This window comes from Pseudomonas sp. PsB, from assembly GCF_043658375.1.
Taxonomy (GTDB): Bacteria; Pseudomonadota; Gammaproteobacteria; order Pseudomonadales; family Pseudomonadaceae; genus Aquipseudomonas; species Aquipseudomonas putida_Z.
In genome coordinates this window covers 16,846-33,567 of sequence record NZ_JBIGLU010000016.1, presented here as the reverse complement: position 1 = coordinate 33,567, position 16,722 = coordinate 16,846, and the positions used below count along the sequence as shown (strand labels likewise).

The following is a 16,722-nucleotide window of genomic DNA, read 5'->3' as shown; positions in this document are numbered from 1 at the left end:
CTCATGCACTCTTCTTGCCCTAGCGGTGTAACAACAGATCCCGGTGTAACACTCGTTGGCGGCTATCGACCCAAAGCTACCGCTGCCGATAGGATTCAGTCGGCCAGAAGCAAACATCAAAGATCTTCTGATAGGATTAGCTACGGCTGACCAAAAACGATGCCCCGCGAAACTGAGCTTCTTAAAGTCGGTGGTGAAAGGTTCACTCAGCGAGCCACTTCCAACCAAGCTGGGATGCGATTCAATAGATGAATGAAGACGAATACGAACGAGCTGTCGAGACAGGCCTTCGCAACAATGAGGTTATCAAGCTTGTTCATAATTATTGCTCTCATGCCCGAGTGGTCAACCGTGGCGGAGTGGGCTTGATTGCACAAATGACAGGTCTTCCGATAGGAATGCTTGGCGTCGATTGTGACTATGCACATGCGTCTGGAATGGCAGGCTGGGATCTTGAGCCTAGTGCTGTTGATTTTTATGATCGCAATTGCGCTCATTGCGACAAGCGCTTGGCGGTTCAGATGCCAAATTTGTTGATGCTAGTTGATGAGCGTGACCGAGCCGTAGAGAGGCATAAGGAGGCCAAAAGGAAAGCACAAGCTCAGGCTGAGTCAGCCCACAGAGCAAGGATCGCACAGAGGGCTGCTCTAAGAGTCGGGCAAAGCGCTGCATGCTGCTCTCTTCTTGACGACCTCGACACACTCGATGCCTGCCCATCGGATGAGGTTAAGACGCGCATCGTAGAGACAGCCAAGCTTGCACCTGAAATATTCACTACTCCGCTGATTGATTATTTCTTTGAACTTGCAACCTCTAACGAAATTAACGTCAAGGAGCAAGCGCTATCAGTTATACAGCAAGTCTGTGGAGACAAAGCTCGAATTTCCGAAGCGGCCTTCGACTGCCTTGCAAAACATGATGCTGTCGAAATTGCCGCAGACATTGTTATGGCATATCCAGAAATGGTGGCACCAGCTAAGGTTGAGCGCGCTATACCGGCACTAATAGCTCATGCCAAGCGCCCCCGATCACAGATCGATATAGCTACTACTATCAGTAGGCCGGAGCCGCTCAAGGCAATCTACAGGTCGTGGCCGGAAGTTGTCCGTAACGTTATCCAGAGGCTCCTCGATCAGAGGCAGTCATATTCAGTTCGCCTGGGTGTAGCTGCTCTACATGTGCTACATAATGAAAACCAAGCACTACTTCCAAGCTTTGCTAGAACATTGATTTCAAAGCTCGCTCGTGCCCATTTGTTACTTGAAAAGGATCAGACCGATCGGGAGCTTGGAATGGTCTGCGGTGATCTAAGACGTATCGTCGCGTTAGCCCTCTATGCCGCGCCTGAAAGAATAGACGAAGTAATTTCTGAATTTTTCGACAGCTCTTCTCTCGATGGCGAGGAGCGACTCACTGCAATTTATGAAGAGCTATTGAGGCTCTCAATACACGTTGATGAGGATCTAGACAGCGTAATAGTAACATCCAGCAATGCTGTATATTCGGTGCTTCTGAGGCGTTTGCTCAAGCTCGCAGGCACCTCTAAAAACCAGAAGGTTCTTCGCCTCGTTGTCCAGGCGTTCAGTAACGAACCAGACGAAATAGTGGCAGCTGGAAAGCATAATATTGATGCCTTACTTGGTACGGCTGCTGTTTTAGATACTCGGATTGAAGCTTTTGAGGCTGAACAAAATGCCACACCGGCAACCAACCTTAACGATCATCTCGAGGCCCAAAATTCAGCGAACACTCTGTATCAACTCCGCAAATCATGTGCAGTGATAGCCGCAACAGCAGCTAAGGGCAGTGATAGGCTCGTCCATTCCTACGTAGAATTTCTCAATAGTATTGATGAGCAACGTGATGGACTGAGCTCCACAATCACTCTAGCTACTCCTTGCCTCATTGATAGTCCTTCAACACTAAATATTGTACTTCCTCATCTCTACTCATCGCTGGTCGGAGCTTCAGTTCTTCGACGAGCGGCTGCGGGCCAAGCGCTTGGAGAGTTGAAAAAAGCCCGCGTTTCCGACCTGCCAGAGCTTGTACTAGAGGCGTTTGTACTACTCTTGCAGGACCCGTATGTGATGGTGCACAAGGCAGCCGCTAGCGCTCTGTCCAGCATCGATTTGCCAGATATTTTAGAGCGGCGCGCCGGTGAGGCTCTGTTGAACCTCATCTTCTATTACAGTAGCAAAAAGGAGGAGCATCACTTTCTGATACGGTGTATCCGCTTGCACTTGGACCGATTTTCTTCGCCTCAACTACTCCAGGCTGGCCTTGACAATCGATTCATTAAATTTCTGATGACAGTACCTGCCAGTTTTTATAGTCGCGACTTTTCCCGAATGGGCAAAGCGCTTTCCTCTGCCTCAAACTTTTTGGAATTAGTAATATACACGTTCGACGACCCAGAACTGAATGAACATTGTGAAGAGAACGCCGTCACCCTAGTGCATCTAATTCCAGACGCGAAGGCACTCGAACGTGCCGACGACTTAGTAAAATTGGTTAAGCGACAATCAGGGAGATTGATACTGGCGGGGGCGGTCGTAGAGTTACTTACTCGTGTCGGTGCTTGGACCCAAGCTGTGGCGGCAATCCAATCTTCCTGGGATGCAATTCCAAACACGGTTCCGAAAAGACGTTTCAAGTGGTATCGGAGACTTCATGTAGTTGCCGCGCAGTTTGAGGCCGCAGTGGCTGCTGAGGATGTGCCAACTCAAGAAGCTTTACAAACTGAATGGCTACAACTCGAAGCTCTTCTCAAGGAGGATGAAAAACAATATGAAAGCAGACGCAGTTATCTCCCAAACTTTTTACAGCCGGATCCGGGCAGTTGAGGCTCTGAGGACATTGGGGGCCGGAGACCCTTTCAAGCCAGAAGATTTATTAGCCATTGGTGCAGAGTTGGACGAAGCATCTCTAAGATATGGGAGGGCCGCTACGGCAATTACCTACAGCGCCTTGGCCGGCCTTCTCCGACTCATCGCTAGCCTTACTGAATGGCGGGAAGGCGTGCTCGCGGCCAGTAACGGAGTGGAGCGTTTTTTACGCAGTGCATGTGAACGATACCGCATATGGCACAATGAATATGGCAAGCAGGAGGCCTCGAAACTCCTCGTTATCGCGTCTGACTCGCTCCCTCGAATTACCTCACTTTCTGATTTTGAAAAACTTTGCATGGCACTCGCTGCTGTCCCTTTACCGGTAGGTGTATTTTCAAAAGGTTCACAGAGAGTTTCCAAATACAATGACGAGAAAACATTACCACCGCCTCCCGCCGAGCTCTCAGTTGCATTCCTAAAATTCCAAATAGATGGGCGATCAGCTGGAAGTATTCACCATCTCACTCCTCTAGAGCTTCATGACCTTGAAATCGAAGTCCGTGTATCGCGATGGCCTGAATCTGCTGAAATACTGAGATTAACTCCTATCTCAACGGAGCTGCGCGGCAGCTATGAGCTCTCAGAGTTCGTCTTCGACAAACCTGAGGGAGATCCTCCATACACTCTTTTCCAGCGAGGACGCGCTGCCCTTCAACTCGCGCAAGGATTGAATGCACGACCCTATGAGTTCAAGTACTCAGCTGCATTCGAACCAATTAGCTCAGAACAACCAGTAGCTATCGTAGGGCATCGAACTCTCCTCATCGAAGGCCTAGACGTCAGGTCAAACCCCATAACCGGTTACCAGTTGGTAGACCAGAAAATCCTCAGAATTCGGGACTCCCTACGTCAAAATGGGCTCGTGGCAAGCAACGAGCTCAGTGATGTGCTTCAAGTACTTACTGTCTTAGGGGGAGTGGCGGGGCGTGCGATCCAAGATGCTGAATTCGATGGAGTTTGGTCAGAGGCACAATTCCAAAGTGCGATTCGCAAGGAGCTTCGACGCAACCCTCAAATTGGCTCTGAACTAGACGAGCACCCCAAGGCTTCAGGAGGCATCACAGACCTCAGCTATCGCGGTATCGTTATTGAGCTAAAGTCGCTGCCAGCTGGAGTCAAAGCCTTGGAAGACTGCCAAGCCTATGTTGAACAAACTGCTAGTTATGCCGTTGCCAAGGAAAAGCGTATTGCCGTGCTATGTGTGCTGGATTGTAGAACAAAAACCGCAGCTCCCTGGCCAGCTGCTGAAAGCATCACGATTCTAAAGTCTCAGCCGCCAGCCGAGGTATCAGTAATTACTATTGTTGTGCAAGGAAACATCACTAGACCAAGCAAACTTTCGAGGTAAATGACCTCATACAAACACATCGATCCAATAGACAGAAGACATGTAATAGTTACAGTCTTCTAGTTGGAGCGCATTCACCCACATATCTAACCTAAAACTTTTGGCCGTTAACAGCGCTCCCGTAAAACATCGGAAACGTACGCTAGCGAGCGGCAGTCTAGGCTTGATAGCCGCCGATGACAACCAGCGAGCAACCTAGCCAAAGCAGTTGTTCATGCCAACCTAAGGATATATGTGTAACTCAGGCCGCGAAAACATTCCATCATCTCCTATGCGACGGCGCAATTGTGGCAGTACGCTACCAAAATCCCTACGAATTTAGTAGAGTGCCGAACGGCTCTCATGCCTACCTATACGCTTTCCAGACCACTTAACACCACAGCAGGCGATATTCTTGCCTATTCAAGCTATGACAGCGCCTTGGAGACACAATGGCTCACCTGACAGACATGGAAGAACTGATAGCGACAATTTCCGATGCAGAGATTCGGGACTATATGCGAGAGGCAATGAGCTGCTATATGGCCGGCGCATATAGAGGATCGATCGTTCTAAGTTACATTGCGCTTTTTGATGACATCCTGGTCAAATTAGGAGAGCTGGCCAAGGTTAACACTGTGGCGAAAACCATATCCGATGAGGCATTCAAAAAAAAAGCAAATCAAGACGTATATGAAAACTTTCTGATCGATCAGTTGACTTCAAAGTCATTACTGTCTGGTTTGGATGGCGCTTTCCTGACAACGCTGCGCATTCTTCGGAATAAGTCAGCCCATCCTTCCGGTCATAAACCCTCCGCTGAAGAAGCTAGGTTCATTTTCTTCGAAACAGTAAGCCGCTTCCTCTCACGCCCAATTCTTTCAACTACTCAACTGGTAGACGAAATACTGGCCAGACTAGGAAACTCAAACTTCTTTCCAAACACAGACATTTCTGAGATAAATGCAGTTACAAATGAGGAAACTTCCAAACTGCACGATGAAGCGCTCCCCCAGCTAATAGCGCGCCTGACAAAGCTAGTAGCATCAGGTGATGCTAACACCTCTTCGAATTCTTCGCGCTTTCTATTAGGCCTAGCCAAGGAAAACAAACCCTTGGTTACCTCTGAAATAAAAAAGAAAGTCATCGAAGCAAAAGCAGACGACCCCTTATACGGGGAGTTAATTATTCAACTTATTTCAGCTAACGGGAAACTCTTTCTTGGACTGCCAGCCGTCTGCATAGGACGGCTACGCTCAATTATCTCGAAAAAAATTGGCACTCTTACTTCTGCCCTCAGTGAAACGAAACTTGTGCACCCTGTCAGGGCTCTCGCGTCAATAGCAAAGGAATTGAAACCGGAAGAGCTTTTTGGCACCTTTGAGGCTGAGATTAGAGATCTAATCAAAAAGCGTCCGTATTCACAGCAGACTATAAAGTTTGTGGCGCAGAACAAGGCAACGCTGGCCCCATTATACATAACTGAATTGCTCGCCGATGCAGGCTCATCTACCTTTAGCGTGGCAAACTCATTCGCTGGCGTGGTTGACTCACTTGACGCTGCACTTAGCGAGTTGCTATCTGATCATGAATGCTTCCAATTAATCGTGGCCGTTTCAAAAGCCGCCGATTTTGGTGCCTGGTCCTCAGCTGCCCTTGAGTCAGCCAAATATTCTGCGATTCCAAAAATCCGTTCTAGTGCAATAAATTACATAAACTCCAACAAACCTGGAGCAGAGAGCTATCTTGTTGAAAAGCTAAAATTCAACGAAACGGCCGACAAGTTTATTGAGTCTTACTTAACTGATGAAAAAAACGCTTAATCGAGATCATAACCTTTCGAGCTGTGTCGAGGTATTCTCAGCGGCTGACCTCTGGGTCGACAGCGGTCTCCATGAGAGGCATATGTCGACCGAAACCAGTCATCCGCTAACTTGATACAGCTGCTTTCTGGTTAGATTTACACGAAGGTGAGCGCTAACTATGCAGCAGCAAACAGCCCGCTTCTGCGGGCTGTTTCGGAGTTATGCGTCCAGCAGATCTGCTAGGGTGATATTTTTAGAGCGCTCTAGCACGTCGTCTCGCTGCAGCTCTCTGGCTGAAGGACCGAAACCTGGAATCGATAACCTTGACAGTGCCGTACCGGCTCCACCTCGATGACGATTGGCGGCCAGGATCCGAGCGCCCACGACTACGAGTTGCTCACCCAAGTGATTCCACTCATCTCCAAGAGCTATCTCAATAGCAGCCAAAGCTGCGCTCTGCGCCTCGTTCCCTCGCTTCTGAGCATGTGCGATCTGAGCGTCGAGCGAGTCAATCTCTGCCTGTAATGCAGTCGTCAAGAGTTCTTGGCGCCTTGCGTGTTCATCCGCCTCAATGAGCTGGTTACTTGCTTTCTGCATCTCGGTGTTTGCCGCCTTTTCACCTTTGCTGTCACCAGAGGCGATACTTCGTGCATACAGATTTGCCGCGTCCAACTCGGCCTGTCGAGCCGCTTCAAGTGCCAGCTCCATATCTTTCTGAATTGCTTGGAGGCGTCCAAACAGGAGTCTGCGCTTCCCCTCCAACATGGAGACCGCACTAGCTGAATCAGACATGAGCTGGCGGGCTTCTGTCTTGATTTCCTCGGCATTTACCAGGCGCTCACGATAACCTATCTCGTTGTCGAGCTTCTCCAATTCCGCAGAAATGCTACGCACGCGACACTCATCAGCGGAAATCTTTTCCACTGCTGCCGTTGCTTCGGGGCTACCTACACAATTGCCGTTGCGCCAAGCATTCGGCATGTTTCGCCAAGCTGAGAGCTGACCTGGAATACTGGCCTCGAGCGCATCACGTTCAGCAATCAGTTCATCTCGCTGTTTTTTGAGTTCATTCATGATCGATACCTAAATATGGGAATGTGTTGAGACCGGGTTGGCAAGACCGCTCGCTGCCATCGCTACCTCATGGGTTAGAGGTGATGGTTTAAGCGGCCTGCGCTTCGTTCTCTGCCGGTTCAGGGATCGTCACGACAACGTAGCATCGCTGTAGCCCAAGCCCGGGCAGACGCACAGAGGTAGAGGCTTTGCCATCTTTTCCTGGCTCCAGTACTCGACGCAGCAACAGCTCTTTGTTCACTGCATTGAGGTTCATGCCGCGGAAAATCTCAGAGCGCCAAGCCTCGGGGAGTACGTAATAGGTCGTCGTCGTGTGTGCCGTTTCACCCATGCCGTGCTCCATCGACTTGCGAAAGCCGAGTCGATCAAGGGTGCGTGGACCATGTTCATCGACCTTGGCAGCAGCAGACTCCCAACGCGTAAAGCGGCTTTCTCCGAACCTCTCGATCACTTGGCGGAGGCGGGCAAGAACTGCATCGCCTTCCATATTCCCGGCGCCGCCTCTCTCAGCCAACCACGCCTTCAGGCATACGCGGGCAGAGTCGAGAGCCAAACCATCCGGCCACCCGGTAACGCCCAGGGCGGTGGCCAGCTCTCCAGCCGCTGCTGCCAATCCAAATCGAGTAGCAGCACGCTGAGCCTGTCCGCTCGCATTGATGGGTAGTGCTTCTGTGGTAAAGCGCTCCACTGTACTGCGGACCATAGCTGTGTATGCGCGTAGTCTGATCGGGTCGCACAGTGCCGACAGAAATGCCAGGGCTGGTGATCCGTAGGACTTGGCCACACGGGATTTCAGCGCATCCGAAAGCGCAGCGGCATCTTCAAAACCATGCAACTCCTCGAACAACCCCAGCCCTTTTCCGGCGTCAGCTGGCACGGCTAAAAGCCGCACTTCCATACCCGCTTTCAAATCCTTGTTTGCTTCGGCCATGTGCTGCGCAAGGGTCTTTTCTCCCGTGGAAAGGAACAGCAGTCGCCATTCTTGTACCTGGCGCCCGCTCATCCCGCGGTCATTCGCCCGGGCTTTGCCTGTGCCGTTGCCAAGCATGTAGACCGTTTCCCCGATGATCCGTGGATCGCACATCCCGATTTCATCAAGCACCAGAAGGCCGTCGGAGTGTGCCGCCGCGATACTCTCCAGCGCGTTATCTGTAGAACGCCAGGAACGCACCAAGCGTGGCCCTCCCCAAACTGAAGCGGCCACCTGTAAATGGGTGGTCTTTCCGCCCGAGCTATCGCCGTAGAGGTGGAAACCTCCTGATTCATGGCCAAGCAAATGCAGGACCGCTCCAGCAAAAGCTACGCACACGACGAATGTCAGGCGGTTGTTCCCCACGCACAACGTGCCGATTTGCTGTTGCCACTGCTCTAGTGTTCCAACCTGAGTAATGGGCGGGAGCTGGGCGCCGGCTTCGTAGAAGTGCAGGTATTCAGTGCTGGCACCGATCTGCCGATCCGGCACCAGGTAAGCATCCCCATGCCAACCCAGACGAGTGACCAAGCGAGCGCGCTCGGAGCCGTCATAGCCTTGCAGGTAGCTCTGCAGGTCGTTGCGCGAATTGCGAGCAGTACGCACGGGCGCCAGGCGCAGCCCCATATCGACCAGTGGCGCGAGCACCTCCTTGCCAAAGTCACCCGCCATCGCCCTGGCCGGAATGTTGAGGCGCTTGTTGGCACCATCCGGATCATCGAACTCCACCAGTAGGCCCCAGCCGTGGCCCTTTTCGTCACGGGTGCGAGCCAAGATCTCTAGCCGTGAACAAACCGGTCGTGCTTCGCCATCCTCACCGGCATAGAACACCCCATCCTTTGTGACACGAAAGCCGCTCGGGGCCGGGGCGGGTTTCTTCTCGGATTGGGGCTTGGCCTGGCCAGTAGCCTTGCTCTGCTTGGTGGGTGTAGGGGTGGTTGCAGGTGCGTGGGCAAACAGTTCCCCGGTGCGTTGCAACTCAGACAAGTGTTGGGCTGTCCAGCCTTTGGATTGAGCATCCGCCGCATCGTCACCTTCACGCCAGTCACCGCCCGGCGCGAAAGTGGGGCGCTCACCATCCATCCCAGGGAGTTGCCCGAACACCGCCAAGGCTACTGTCTGCACCGAGGCAGCCCCAAGCTTCCGCAGGTGATCGGCCAGGGCATCCATGCACTTCAAGCCTGGAGCGTCGTTGTCTGGCCACAGCAATACGTCACGCCCGGCTAGTGCCGCGAAATCAGCCTTTTGCCAAGAGTTCGTCCCGTTGGGCCAGCAGGTGGCAACATGTTCGGGCAACAGCTCGACAGCCGCATCGGCGGCCTTCTCACCCTCACACAGCGCTACTGGCGCCGTTGGGCGTTTAGCCAGCTCATCAAGATTCAACAGCGGACGTGGTTCAGGTAAGCCCTGCCAGCGCCAAGCAAGCGAGCCATTGCCCGAGTGTTTGCACCAGGTGAGTGGAGCAAACACTTTGCGCGCCGAGCCACTCTCATCCGGCACCAAATCGAAACGATACAACACCATGAGGGGCTGACCGCTGGCATCGCGGTAGATCCAGACTTTTGAGGGCTTACCGTGCTGCCTGTGCGTATGCAATACCTTCTGCATCGCCTGCTCAGGAATGGGAAGCACTGGTGTCCAGTCCTGTTTCGAGACTTTTGCACCGGGCGGCTTGATGCTTGTGCTACCTGGCGCGACGCAGAGAAAGGTCGCAAGTTTGTTGCAGGCATCTATGTCAGTGACGCGATCCAGGTAGCGGACCAAGTCAATCAAATCGCCGCCTTTGTCACCTGTGGCAAAGTCACACCAAGTGCCCTTAGCCAAGTTGACCTTTAGTGAACCTGCATGCTTGTCAGTTCGCGTAGGGTTTGGAGCGGTGTACTCCTTACCGCCATCTACCCGTTTACCGCCTGGCAACCAGTTAGAAAGGACTCGCTCGATTGACCTGAGGGAAGCGTGTTTGACTTCGGAAAAGCTGGGGCGCTTGCTCATTTGCGATCCCCATGCACCAGTTGATAAGTGGACCTATCGCCGTGCAAGGCCAAAGACCGAATCAGCCCTACGGTGCCTTGGACGTCCCAAATAACATTCGCTATTACTGAGTCAGACAACCTCTCAACATCCGAACCCGAATTGAACTGCGCCATGAGTAAGTGCAAAACGGCGTCGACGCGGGAACACGCCGCAGTGATGGCATCAATTGGCACACCGGCAGCATTGGTGGCGCATACGGATAGAAGGTCTTCGGGGAGACGCCCCTCAAGTCCCTGGAATGCAGATTTCATTGCGCACCCCCGACGGTTTCCAGGGTGCGGGCAATGTTCATATGTCGGTTGTAACGTGCGAGGCGGGTAGCAAGACTGGAGTTTGCGTGAAGAGCGGCGAGAGCCATTGCCCGGTGCGCGGCGGCGCGAATTTTGGACGGATTGAGGGCGTGCATGTGAAGCTCCTATTGTTGAGGAGCTGCCACGGATCGTCGCCAAACGATTAAGGGTGGCAGCTGTACGCGGGTTGGCGAACCGGGACAATAGGAACCCGGCAGACCCGAAGGTCTCCCACGCACAGCCGCCATAACGCAGACATGCGGGCACAAAAAAAGCGCCAGCAATCGATATGGGGGCGCCTGTGCGCCTATTGTTTATCGGGTCGCCAAACCCGGTCACTGAATTTGCAGCGACAGACGGAGCATAGCGTCTCGATTTAATAAGAGCAATACGCGAGGCTTGCGCGATCACGCACGACGTCATAGATTGAGGGGGCATACGAATGTACCTCTAACGCCTCCGGTTGCAGCCGGGGGCGTTTTCGTTAGTGCTTAGCGACGACGGGGCGGACCAGAGACAGCCAACTTAGATGCTGGCCATTGCGAGACTCTGAACGCATGTGCTCCAAGGCAGCGGGATTGGCCAGCAGGTTGGGGATTAGTTGCCGCGCGTCTTCGATAACTACACCCGATGGCACCTCGACGGCCAGCATCACCCATTCCAGCGACGGCCAGGCCAAGAGCAGAACGTGTGCCCCCTCGGAAATGGCACGATCACGCAAGGCGCGCAGACGATCACGGCCCATGGCAACTGTAGGCCGAGCATTTTCAAGTACTCCGACCGCATCGAGAATCGTGTGTGGTAGGAAGATAGGTGTCATGCCGCCACCTTGTTGCGAGCGGCAATGCGGGCACGAGTCCAATCCAACACTTCAGATAAAACCCAGGCAACGGGCGCACCGCGTGCGGTGCTATCAGTAAGTTTGACCGGCTGGGGAAAACCGCTTTCAGGCTGGCTCATCAGCTTGTAGATCGTCGGGCGTGCAAGACCTACCAGCGCGACCACATCGGTTATGCGGATCAACCGAGTTGCTGGGTCAAATCTAAGTGGATTGGTATCGTCGAGGCTAGCGCCTGGATTTGATGGAGTGGGAGAAGTAGCGTTTGCGATACTACGAGTTGTCATAGCTAGTGCCCTGTATTGGTATGAACAGGGCCCACTATTTATGCCGATTCACAGGGGAAAGAAACAGGGGAATTTCTAGCCGGCTGGAGTTATCCCCATCTAACTTCTAGGGCGCACCGACGACGTAGCTTGACGACATTCCTACCCGACGAACGGTAGTGACCGACGCCAGCGCGCTGCGTTGCTTTCAAAGGGGGGTCAGTTGCCACCTTGATCAAGCCAGCTAGCCAGATCATGAAGGTAAACCACACGCTGAATGCGTCCACCCCAGTCGCCCTTTACTACCCGCAACGTTAGCCTCCCTTTGCCTAGCTCTCTGAGAAGTGCAGATGTGCCCAAATGCTGCAGATAGTGCTGTCGCACGATCTCAAGCGGTAAGCACATGCTGCCGTAACGTTTCAGAAGCATGTCGTATGTTTGGGTATCAACCATTTATCCTCCCCCGCGCCCCATGCCTGGGGCTAAATCCCGCGCCAAGTGGAGATTTTGTGTCCAAGCGAAGAGCTGCCAGCAGGAAGAGCTGGGCTTTCCGACTGTTACACTGTTCCGCCGTGTTACACCGGGTCTAAGCCGAGACTATTCAAGGTGTAACAACGACATTGCCCAATAATTTCAACAGGTTGTGGCCTGCCGCTACACCAGTTACACCTGCTACACCGCCATTGAAGAGGGCGAGCATCGCCCCCGGTCGCATGCCATCTATTTCATGATGGTGGTAGCCGCCCATGGGCGAAATCGTATGGGGTAATTGCATCCTTGCGATTGGCATCCAAGTAATCGGCCCACCACTGCACCATAAGCCTACGCTCTTGTATGTGCTCAGCCTTGTGGATGTAGGCTGCACGCACCGTGTTTCTCTCCTGGTGGCTCATTTGCCGTTCGACAGCGTCCTTACTCCACAGCCCAGACTCAACCAGTGCGGAGCAAGCCATAGTTCGAAAACCATGGCCGCATACCTCTGCCTTGGTGTCATACCCCATACGCCGCAGCGATTTGTTCACGGTGTTCTCGCTCATGGGTTTCCAGTGATTGTGGTCACCCGCAAACACCAGATCGAAACGACCAGTGAGGTTACGGATTTTCTCCAGCACCTCTATAGCCTGTCGGCTGAGCGGTACCAGGTGTGGAGTGCTCATCTTGGAGCCACGATGGGAGTTCTTCACACCCTCAATAGCCACCCTTTCGCCAGGGATTTCCCACATCAGCCTCCCCATGTCTATCTCTCCCCAGCGAGCGAAGCGGAGCTCGCTGGAGCGGATGAACACCAACATGGTCAGTTGCACCGCGAGCTTGGTCAGGCTGCGCCCGCTGTCGGCATCTATCCGCTGGAGAAGCTCAGGTAAGCGCTCGAATGGCAAAGCAGGCCGGTGCGCTGTTTTGCGGGTAGCCGTGGCGCCTTGCAGATCGATCGCAGGGTTGAAATCTAGATGGCCATGCTGAACCGCCATACGGAGGATGCCCGTCATGTACTGGCGTAGGCGTGCAGCCGTATCCAAGGTATCCCGTTTTTCCGCTGCTTTCAGCGGAACAAGCAGATCCCGTGTTTTGAGCTCCGCGACCGGACGATCACCGAGAGTGGGCAACAGGTGGGATTCAATGCGTCGCCACACGGTGGAAGCATGACCCGGTGTCCACTTACGAGCGCAAGCCGCATGCCATTCCTGAGCAAGCAAACGGAATGTATTCGACCGGGCGTTTACCGCTTCCTGTTTGTCCAAGCGCGCCTGCTCGATGGGGTCTTTCCCAGCAGCAAGAAGCTCAAGCGCCTGGGCGCGTCGCTCCCTGGCCGCTTTCAAGCCGAGCGCCGGATAGTTACCAAACGTGGCTAAACCATCACGGCCATCAGGTTTGGTGTACTTCATACGCCAGGTCTTGACCCCTGACGGCTTCACCAGCAGGTAGAGGCCTTTGCCATCGAACAGCTTGTAATCCTTCTCCCGAGGCTTGGCCGCATCACATTTGGGATCGGTGAGAGGCACCACTGTGCGCGCCATAGGGATACGTTTCCTTGTCGAACCGAGATATCCCTAACCATATCCCTAAATCGCGTAGATGCCCAGAGTCAAAACGAGACAGACAGAAACAACAAAGCCCGCGCTAGGCGGGCTTTGCGGGGTGTTTCGTAGACAGTCATAGACTTCTGGAAACTGGACTCTGGTGCCGGAGACAGGAATCGAACCTGCGACCTTCGCGTTACGAGGGCGTTATAAAACCCCAGCATACCGGGGAATCCTCAGGCCATTCAATGCTCTACCGTCTGGTTGAGTCCGGCAAAACAGCACCGTATAGTCGTTTTTGCTGTCACCTTGCTGTCACGGACGTCACTCATGAAAACCAAAATTACCGCAAAAACCCTCTCGAGCATTAAGCCTCAAGCGAAAATCTACCGTATTCATGATACCAGCCAGCCTGGGCTCTCTATCCGGGTGCTGCCCAGTGGCCATGCCAGTTACATGGTCACTTGGGAGCGAAACAAGGCCGCTACCTTGGGTCGCGTTGGCGTCATGACCCTTGATCAAGCCAGGACAGAGGCAGCGCGCTGGCTGGCTGAAGCTCATCAGCATGGAACGCCACTTGTGGCCAGCAGGAACAAGCGTCGGGAGGCGCACACCCTGAAATCCTACCTGGTGGAGTGTTACTACCCGTGGCTCGAGACACATCAGAAGACTCATCAGAAAACCCGCCACGCGATTGAGTACAGCTTTGCCCCGCTTATGGGTAAACCTCTGACAGATTTGACCCAGCGAGAGCTGGAAGCGATGCGCGTTAAATGGCTGTCCGCCGGGCTTAAGCCCGCAAGCGCGAACAGGAAGCTTGCCGCCCTTCGCGGAGCCATAACTAAAGCGGTTGAGTGGGAGATCATGGACGCTCACCCCATGGCCAAACTGAAGCCAATGAGGCTCGATACTCGCGGGCCTGTTCGATTCCTATCGCAGGATGAAGAACGGAGGCTTCGCGATGCCCTGGATACGCGGGAGGCACGTATACGAAACGAGCGTGATAGCGCAAATGAGTGGCGAAGGAGCCGTCAGAAAACCGAGTTGCCTGATCTCAAGCTGCGCGCTTTTGCAGACCATCTGAAGCCAATGACCCTCATCAGCATCAATACAGGCCTTCGGCGTGGCGAGCTATTCAATCTCTCCTGGAAGGATATTGATCTTGCGCAAAAAACGCTGACGGTGGTCGGCGAAGGCGCCAAGTCAGACCAAACCCGACATATTCCTCTCAACAAAGAAGCTCAACGAACCATCGAGGAATGGAAAGCACAATCGCCGGCACATGGGTTGGTTTTTCCAAGCCAGACCGGGGGGCCTATGGACAACGTCAGAAAGGCTTGGAGTGCGGTGCTGAAACTCGCTGAGGTAACGGCATTTCGCTGGCATGACTTACGCCACACCTTTGCTTCGAAACTGGCCATGAAGGGGGTTCCCCTCAACACGATCAGGGATTTGCTGGGTCATGCCGACTTGCAGGTGACGTTACGCTATGCCCACCTGGCACCTGACAGCAAGGCTGCAGCCGTGGAGCTCATTTAGACTCCGATTTTTCCCTCATTGCCAAATAGTCCCCGAACGTAGGCTCGAAGGGCTTGTTGTTCTCGAGAAACGCCACATAGTCCTCGATGAGATGCCAATCTGCTCGCACCCGCTCGAGGTCAATTAAACACTCTCGAGGCGACTCATAGCCGTACTGCTTAATGTATCCGTTCAGGTCGCCATACAGATCGACCTCCCCGGGGAAGCACGCAATAGCGGTCATCGCCTGCCTATACGCTGTCTCCCCGGCGTAGTCCCTACCAAGCGCTCCAGCTCTCACCTTGAAAAGAATTTCATCCTCAGACCACACAGCCTTGAGCATGTCCAGGTAGGTGATTCTTTGGAGCGTTCGTTTGGAGTCGTGAAAGGGGCTGTCTACGTATGACTCATCCAGGCCGGTTTCCAGAAACGTCTCGAGAACCTTGACAATTTTCTGCTCCCTGGAGGCTGCATACATCTCTAATCCAGCCTTGAGATACCCATCGATCCTTGCGGATAGAACAACCTTTTTCGACCGGTTTGCCATTACTCCCCCAAAAACGTCTACAAAGCAAAAAGCTTGCAGATCGTGTTACTTACAAATAATATGCTTACGTCCGGTACAGTATCGTACAGTCCCGGCGGGACGTTCAAGGAGAAGCTATGACGCACCCCGAAGCCCTACCCTCCCTTTCCGTAAGCGTGGAAGAAGCAGCACGCTTAACCAGTCACTCGAGATCAGGAATCTATGAGGCAATTGCTTCTGGTGAGCTGAAAGCCTTCAAGCTTGGCCGCCGGCGCCTGATCTTGGTCAGTGAGCTCAAGACCTGGATTGAGCGCGTAGCCCAATACGGCACCAGGTGATGGCGAAAAAGAGAGTAGTCGACGTAAGCGAAGTGCAACGATGGATGCTGGGGCCTGTTGATCTCAGGCTACAGGAGAGAAATGCCGAGTCAGTGTTGCGACCACTGACCCGACTGACCGCACAGAACTCTGAGGAAAAACCATGCGATCTCCAAATTCTAACCCGCTGATGAACACCGAGGCCAGCCTCGTCCCAACGGAGATGACCCGATCTGTTTCGTATGAGCCTGCGGCAGCGCAAGGAGCTTCGTCATGATCACCATCTCCCTGTTTGATCGAGCCGGCCAATCACTAGGCCAGCTAACTCTGTCACCAACAACCTACCTGGTGGATCTCGAAGCCCTCCGCTCCATCGGAGCCTGGCGCGTGGGGGTTAAGAAATGAATCGTCCCTACAGCCTGTCCGAAGAGGAGTTTCACAAACTCGAGCGCGCCCAGGAGTCAATCACGTTGATGAGCATTCTGTTCGGTGAGGTGCAGAGATCTTCGACCTTCACCCCCCAGATGATCGCTTCGCTTTTGGATGCGCTGGGAGAAGACATCTCCATGGTGATTCAGTCGATGAGTAATGTGGCACGCCAACAGTGCGTTCAACCTCAGGAGGCCGGCCATGTGCAGTGATCTCCAAGGTACTCTCGATAATCTGACAAGCTCGATCCAGGAGCTGATTCGCCATCTTGAGCGCCCAGCAGTGGCAGCAGAAGACGAGCTGTGGACATCGCAGGACATCGCCGCCTACCTGAAGCTGGCAACCTACACGGTTGAACGAAGGGTTGTTGTCCAGCCCACGTTTCCCGCGAGCATACAGCCATGTGCCACCGGTATTAGAGC

General features: G+C 53.5%; 15 protein-coding genes. 7 read left to right on the top strand and 8 right to left on the bottom strand.

The window, feature by feature from the left end; all coding sequences use genetic code 11:
- Positions 1-248: 248 nt before the first annotated feature.
- From ACGLHT_RS18855 to ACGLHT_RS18845, 3 genes are all read left to right on the top strand, one after another.
- The gene (locus ACGLHT_RS18855; RefSeq protein WP_274119775.1) at positions 249-2,843 is read left to right on the top strand and encodes a hypothetical protein; all 2,595 of its coding nucleotides are present in this window, start codon (positions 249-251) and stop codon (positions 2,841-2,843) included.
- On the top strand, positions 2,788-4,236 hold the full coding sequence (locus ACGLHT_RS18850) for a hypothetical protein (protein WP_274119776.1): 1,449 nt from the start codon (positions 2,788-2,790) through the stop codon (positions 4,234-4,236). The genes ACGLHT_RS18855 and ACGLHT_RS18850 overlap by 56 nt, the downstream gene beginning before the upstream one ends.
- Before the next feature lie 431 nt (positions 4,237-4,667).
- Entirely contained in the window at positions 4,668-6,038 is a 1,371-nt protein-coding gene (locus ACGLHT_RS18845) for a hypothetical protein (protein ID WP_274119777.1), read from the top strand.
- Positions 6,039-6,239: 201 nt separating this feature from the next.
- On the opposite strand, the gene ACGLHT_RS18840 is transcribed toward ACGLHT_RS18845, so the two are convergent.
- From ACGLHT_RS18840 to ACGLHT_RS18810, 7 genes are all read right to left on the bottom strand, one after another.
- Positions 6,240-7,094, bottom strand: coding sequence for a hypothetical protein (locus ACGLHT_RS18840; protein ID WP_274119778.1), 855 nt, complete (start codon positions 7,092-7,094; stop codon positions 6,240-6,242).
- An 88-nt stretch (positions 7,095-7,182) separates the two neighbouring features.
- Positions 7,183-10,056 (bottom strand): DUF927 domain-containing protein, encoded by a 2,874-nt coding sequence (locus ACGLHT_RS18835; protein ID WP_274119779.1) that lies wholly within the window; start codon positions 10,054-10,056, stop codon positions 7,183-7,185.
- A gap of 289 nt (positions 10,057-10,345) precedes the next feature.
- Positions 10,346-10,504: a hypothetical protein gene (locus tag ACGLHT_RS18830; protein ID WP_274119780.1), complete on the bottom strand. Its 159-nt coding sequence runs from the start codon at positions 10,502-10,504 to the stop codon at positions 10,346-10,348.
- Between the two features lie 368 nt (positions 10,505-10,872).
- Positions 10,873-11,208, bottom strand: a complete 336-nt coding sequence (locus tag ACGLHT_RS18825; protein ID WP_046854179.1) for a hypothetical protein — start codon at positions 11,206-11,208, stop codon at positions 10,873-10,875.
- Positions 11,205-11,411, bottom strand: coding sequence for an AlpA family transcriptional regulator (locus ACGLHT_RS18820; RefSeq protein ID WP_253168138.1), 207 nt, complete (start codon positions 11,409-11,411; stop codon positions 11,205-11,207). Before ACGLHT_RS18820 ends, ACGLHT_RS18825 begins: the two co-directional genes overlap by 4 nt.
- A 300-nt stretch (positions 11,412-11,711) precedes the next feature.
- Positions 11,712-11,945 (bottom strand): pyocin activator PrtN family protein, encoded by a 234-nt coding sequence (locus tag ACGLHT_RS18815; protein WP_274082495.1) that lies wholly within the window; start codon positions 11,943-11,945, stop codon positions 11,712-11,714.
- Positions 11,946-12,217: 272 nt separating this feature from the next.
- Positions 12,218-13,507, bottom strand: coding sequence for an integrase arm-type DNA-binding domain-containing protein (locus ACGLHT_RS18810; RefSeq protein WP_274119781.1), 1,290 nt, complete (start codon positions 13,505-13,507; stop codon positions 12,218-12,220).
- Between the two features lie 333 nt (positions 13,508-13,840).
- On the opposite strand from ACGLHT_RS18810, the gene ACGLHT_RS18805 reads away from it, so the two are divergent.
- A complete protein-coding gene (locus ACGLHT_RS18805) occupies positions 13,841-15,049 on the top strand; it encodes a site-specific integrase (RefSeq protein WP_274119782.1) in 1,209 nt (402 codons plus the stop codon).
- On the opposite strand, the gene ACGLHT_RS18800 is transcribed toward ACGLHT_RS18805, so the two are convergent.
- Positions 15,042-15,575, bottom strand: coding sequence for a hypothetical protein (locus ACGLHT_RS18800; protein ID WP_274119783.1), 534 nt, complete (start codon positions 15,573-15,575; stop codon positions 15,042-15,044). The two genes, ACGLHT_RS18805 and ACGLHT_RS18800, sit on opposite strands and share 8 nt — an antisense overlap.
- A 116-nt stretch (positions 15,576-15,691) precedes the next feature.
- On the opposite strand from ACGLHT_RS18800, the gene ACGLHT_RS18795 reads away from it, so the two are divergent.
- From ACGLHT_RS18795 to ACGLHT_RS18785, 3 genes are all read left to right on the top strand, one after another.
- Positions 15,692-15,892 carry a helix-turn-helix domain-containing protein gene (locus ACGLHT_RS18795; protein ID WP_274119784.1) on the top strand — a complete coding sequence of 67 codons (201 nt, stop codon included), beginning with the start codon at positions 15,692-15,694 and terminating at the stop codon, positions 15,890-15,892.
- Between the two features lie 252 nt (positions 15,893-16,144).
- Complete coding sequence (locus tag ACGLHT_RS18790) at positions 16,145-16,276, top strand: hypothetical protein (RefSeq protein ID WP_274119785.1); 132 nt, start codon at positions 16,145-16,147, stop codon at positions 16,274-16,276.
- Positions 16,273-16,512, top strand: a complete 240-nt coding sequence (locus ACGLHT_RS18785; RefSeq protein WP_274119786.1) for a hypothetical protein — start codon at positions 16,273-16,275, stop codon at positions 16,510-16,512. The genes ACGLHT_RS18790 and ACGLHT_RS18785 overlap by 4 nt, the downstream gene beginning before the upstream one ends.
- Positions 16,513-16,722 lie beyond the last annotated feature (210 nt).

Coding starts and splice junctions, on each gene's coding strand:
- ACGLHT_RS18855 (WP_274119775.1), top strand. CDS start 249: ATGAATGAAGACGAATACGAACGAGCTGTCGAGACAGGCCTTCGCAAC.
- ACGLHT_RS18850 (WP_274119776.1), top strand. CDS start 2,788: ATGAAAGCAGACGCAGTTATCTCCCAAACTTTTTACAGCCGGATCCGG.
- ACGLHT_RS18845 (WP_274119777.1), top strand. CDS start 4,668: ATGGCTCACCTGACAGACATGGAAGAACTGATAGCGACAATTTCCGAT.
- ACGLHT_RS18840 (WP_274119778.1), bottom strand. CDS start 7,094: ATGAATGAACTCAAAAAACAGCGAGATGAACTGATTGCTGAACGTGAT.
- ACGLHT_RS18835 (WP_274119779.1), bottom strand. CDS start 10,056: ATGAGCAAGCGCCCCAGCTTTTCCGAAGTCAAACACGCTTCCCTCAGG.
- ACGLHT_RS18830 (WP_274119780.1), bottom strand. CDS start 10,504: ATGCACGCCCTCAATCCGTCCAAAATTCGCGCCGCCGCGCACCGGGCA.
- ACGLHT_RS18825 (WP_046854179.1), bottom strand. CDS start 11,208: ATGACACCTATCTTCCTACCACACACGATTCTCGATGCGGTCGGAGTA.
- ACGLHT_RS18815 (WP_274082495.1), bottom strand. CDS start 11,945: ATGGTTGATACCCAAACATACGACATGCTTCTGAAACGTTACGGCAGC.
- ACGLHT_RS18810 (WP_274119781.1), bottom strand. CDS start 13,507: ATGGCGCGCACAGTGGTGCCTCTCACCGATCCCAAATGTGATGCGGCC.
- ACGLHT_RS18805 (WP_274119782.1), top strand. CDS start 13,841: ATGAAAACCAAAATTACCGCAAAAACCCTCTCGAGCATTAAGCCTCAA.
- ACGLHT_RS18800 (WP_274119783.1), bottom strand. CDS start 15,575: ATGGCAAACCGGTCGAAAAAGGTTGTTCTATCCGCAAGGATCGATGGG.
- ACGLHT_RS18795 (WP_274119784.1), top strand. CDS start 15,692: ATGACGCACCCCGAAGCCCTACCCTCCCTTTCCGTAAGCGTGGAAGAA.
- ACGLHT_RS18790 (WP_274119785.1), top strand. CDS start 16,145: ATGATCACCATCTCCCTGTTTGATCGAGCCGGCCAATCACTAGGCCAG.
- ACGLHT_RS18785 (WP_274119786.1), top strand. CDS start 16,273: ATGAATCGTCCCTACAGCCTGTCCGAAGAGGAGTTTCACAAACTCGAG.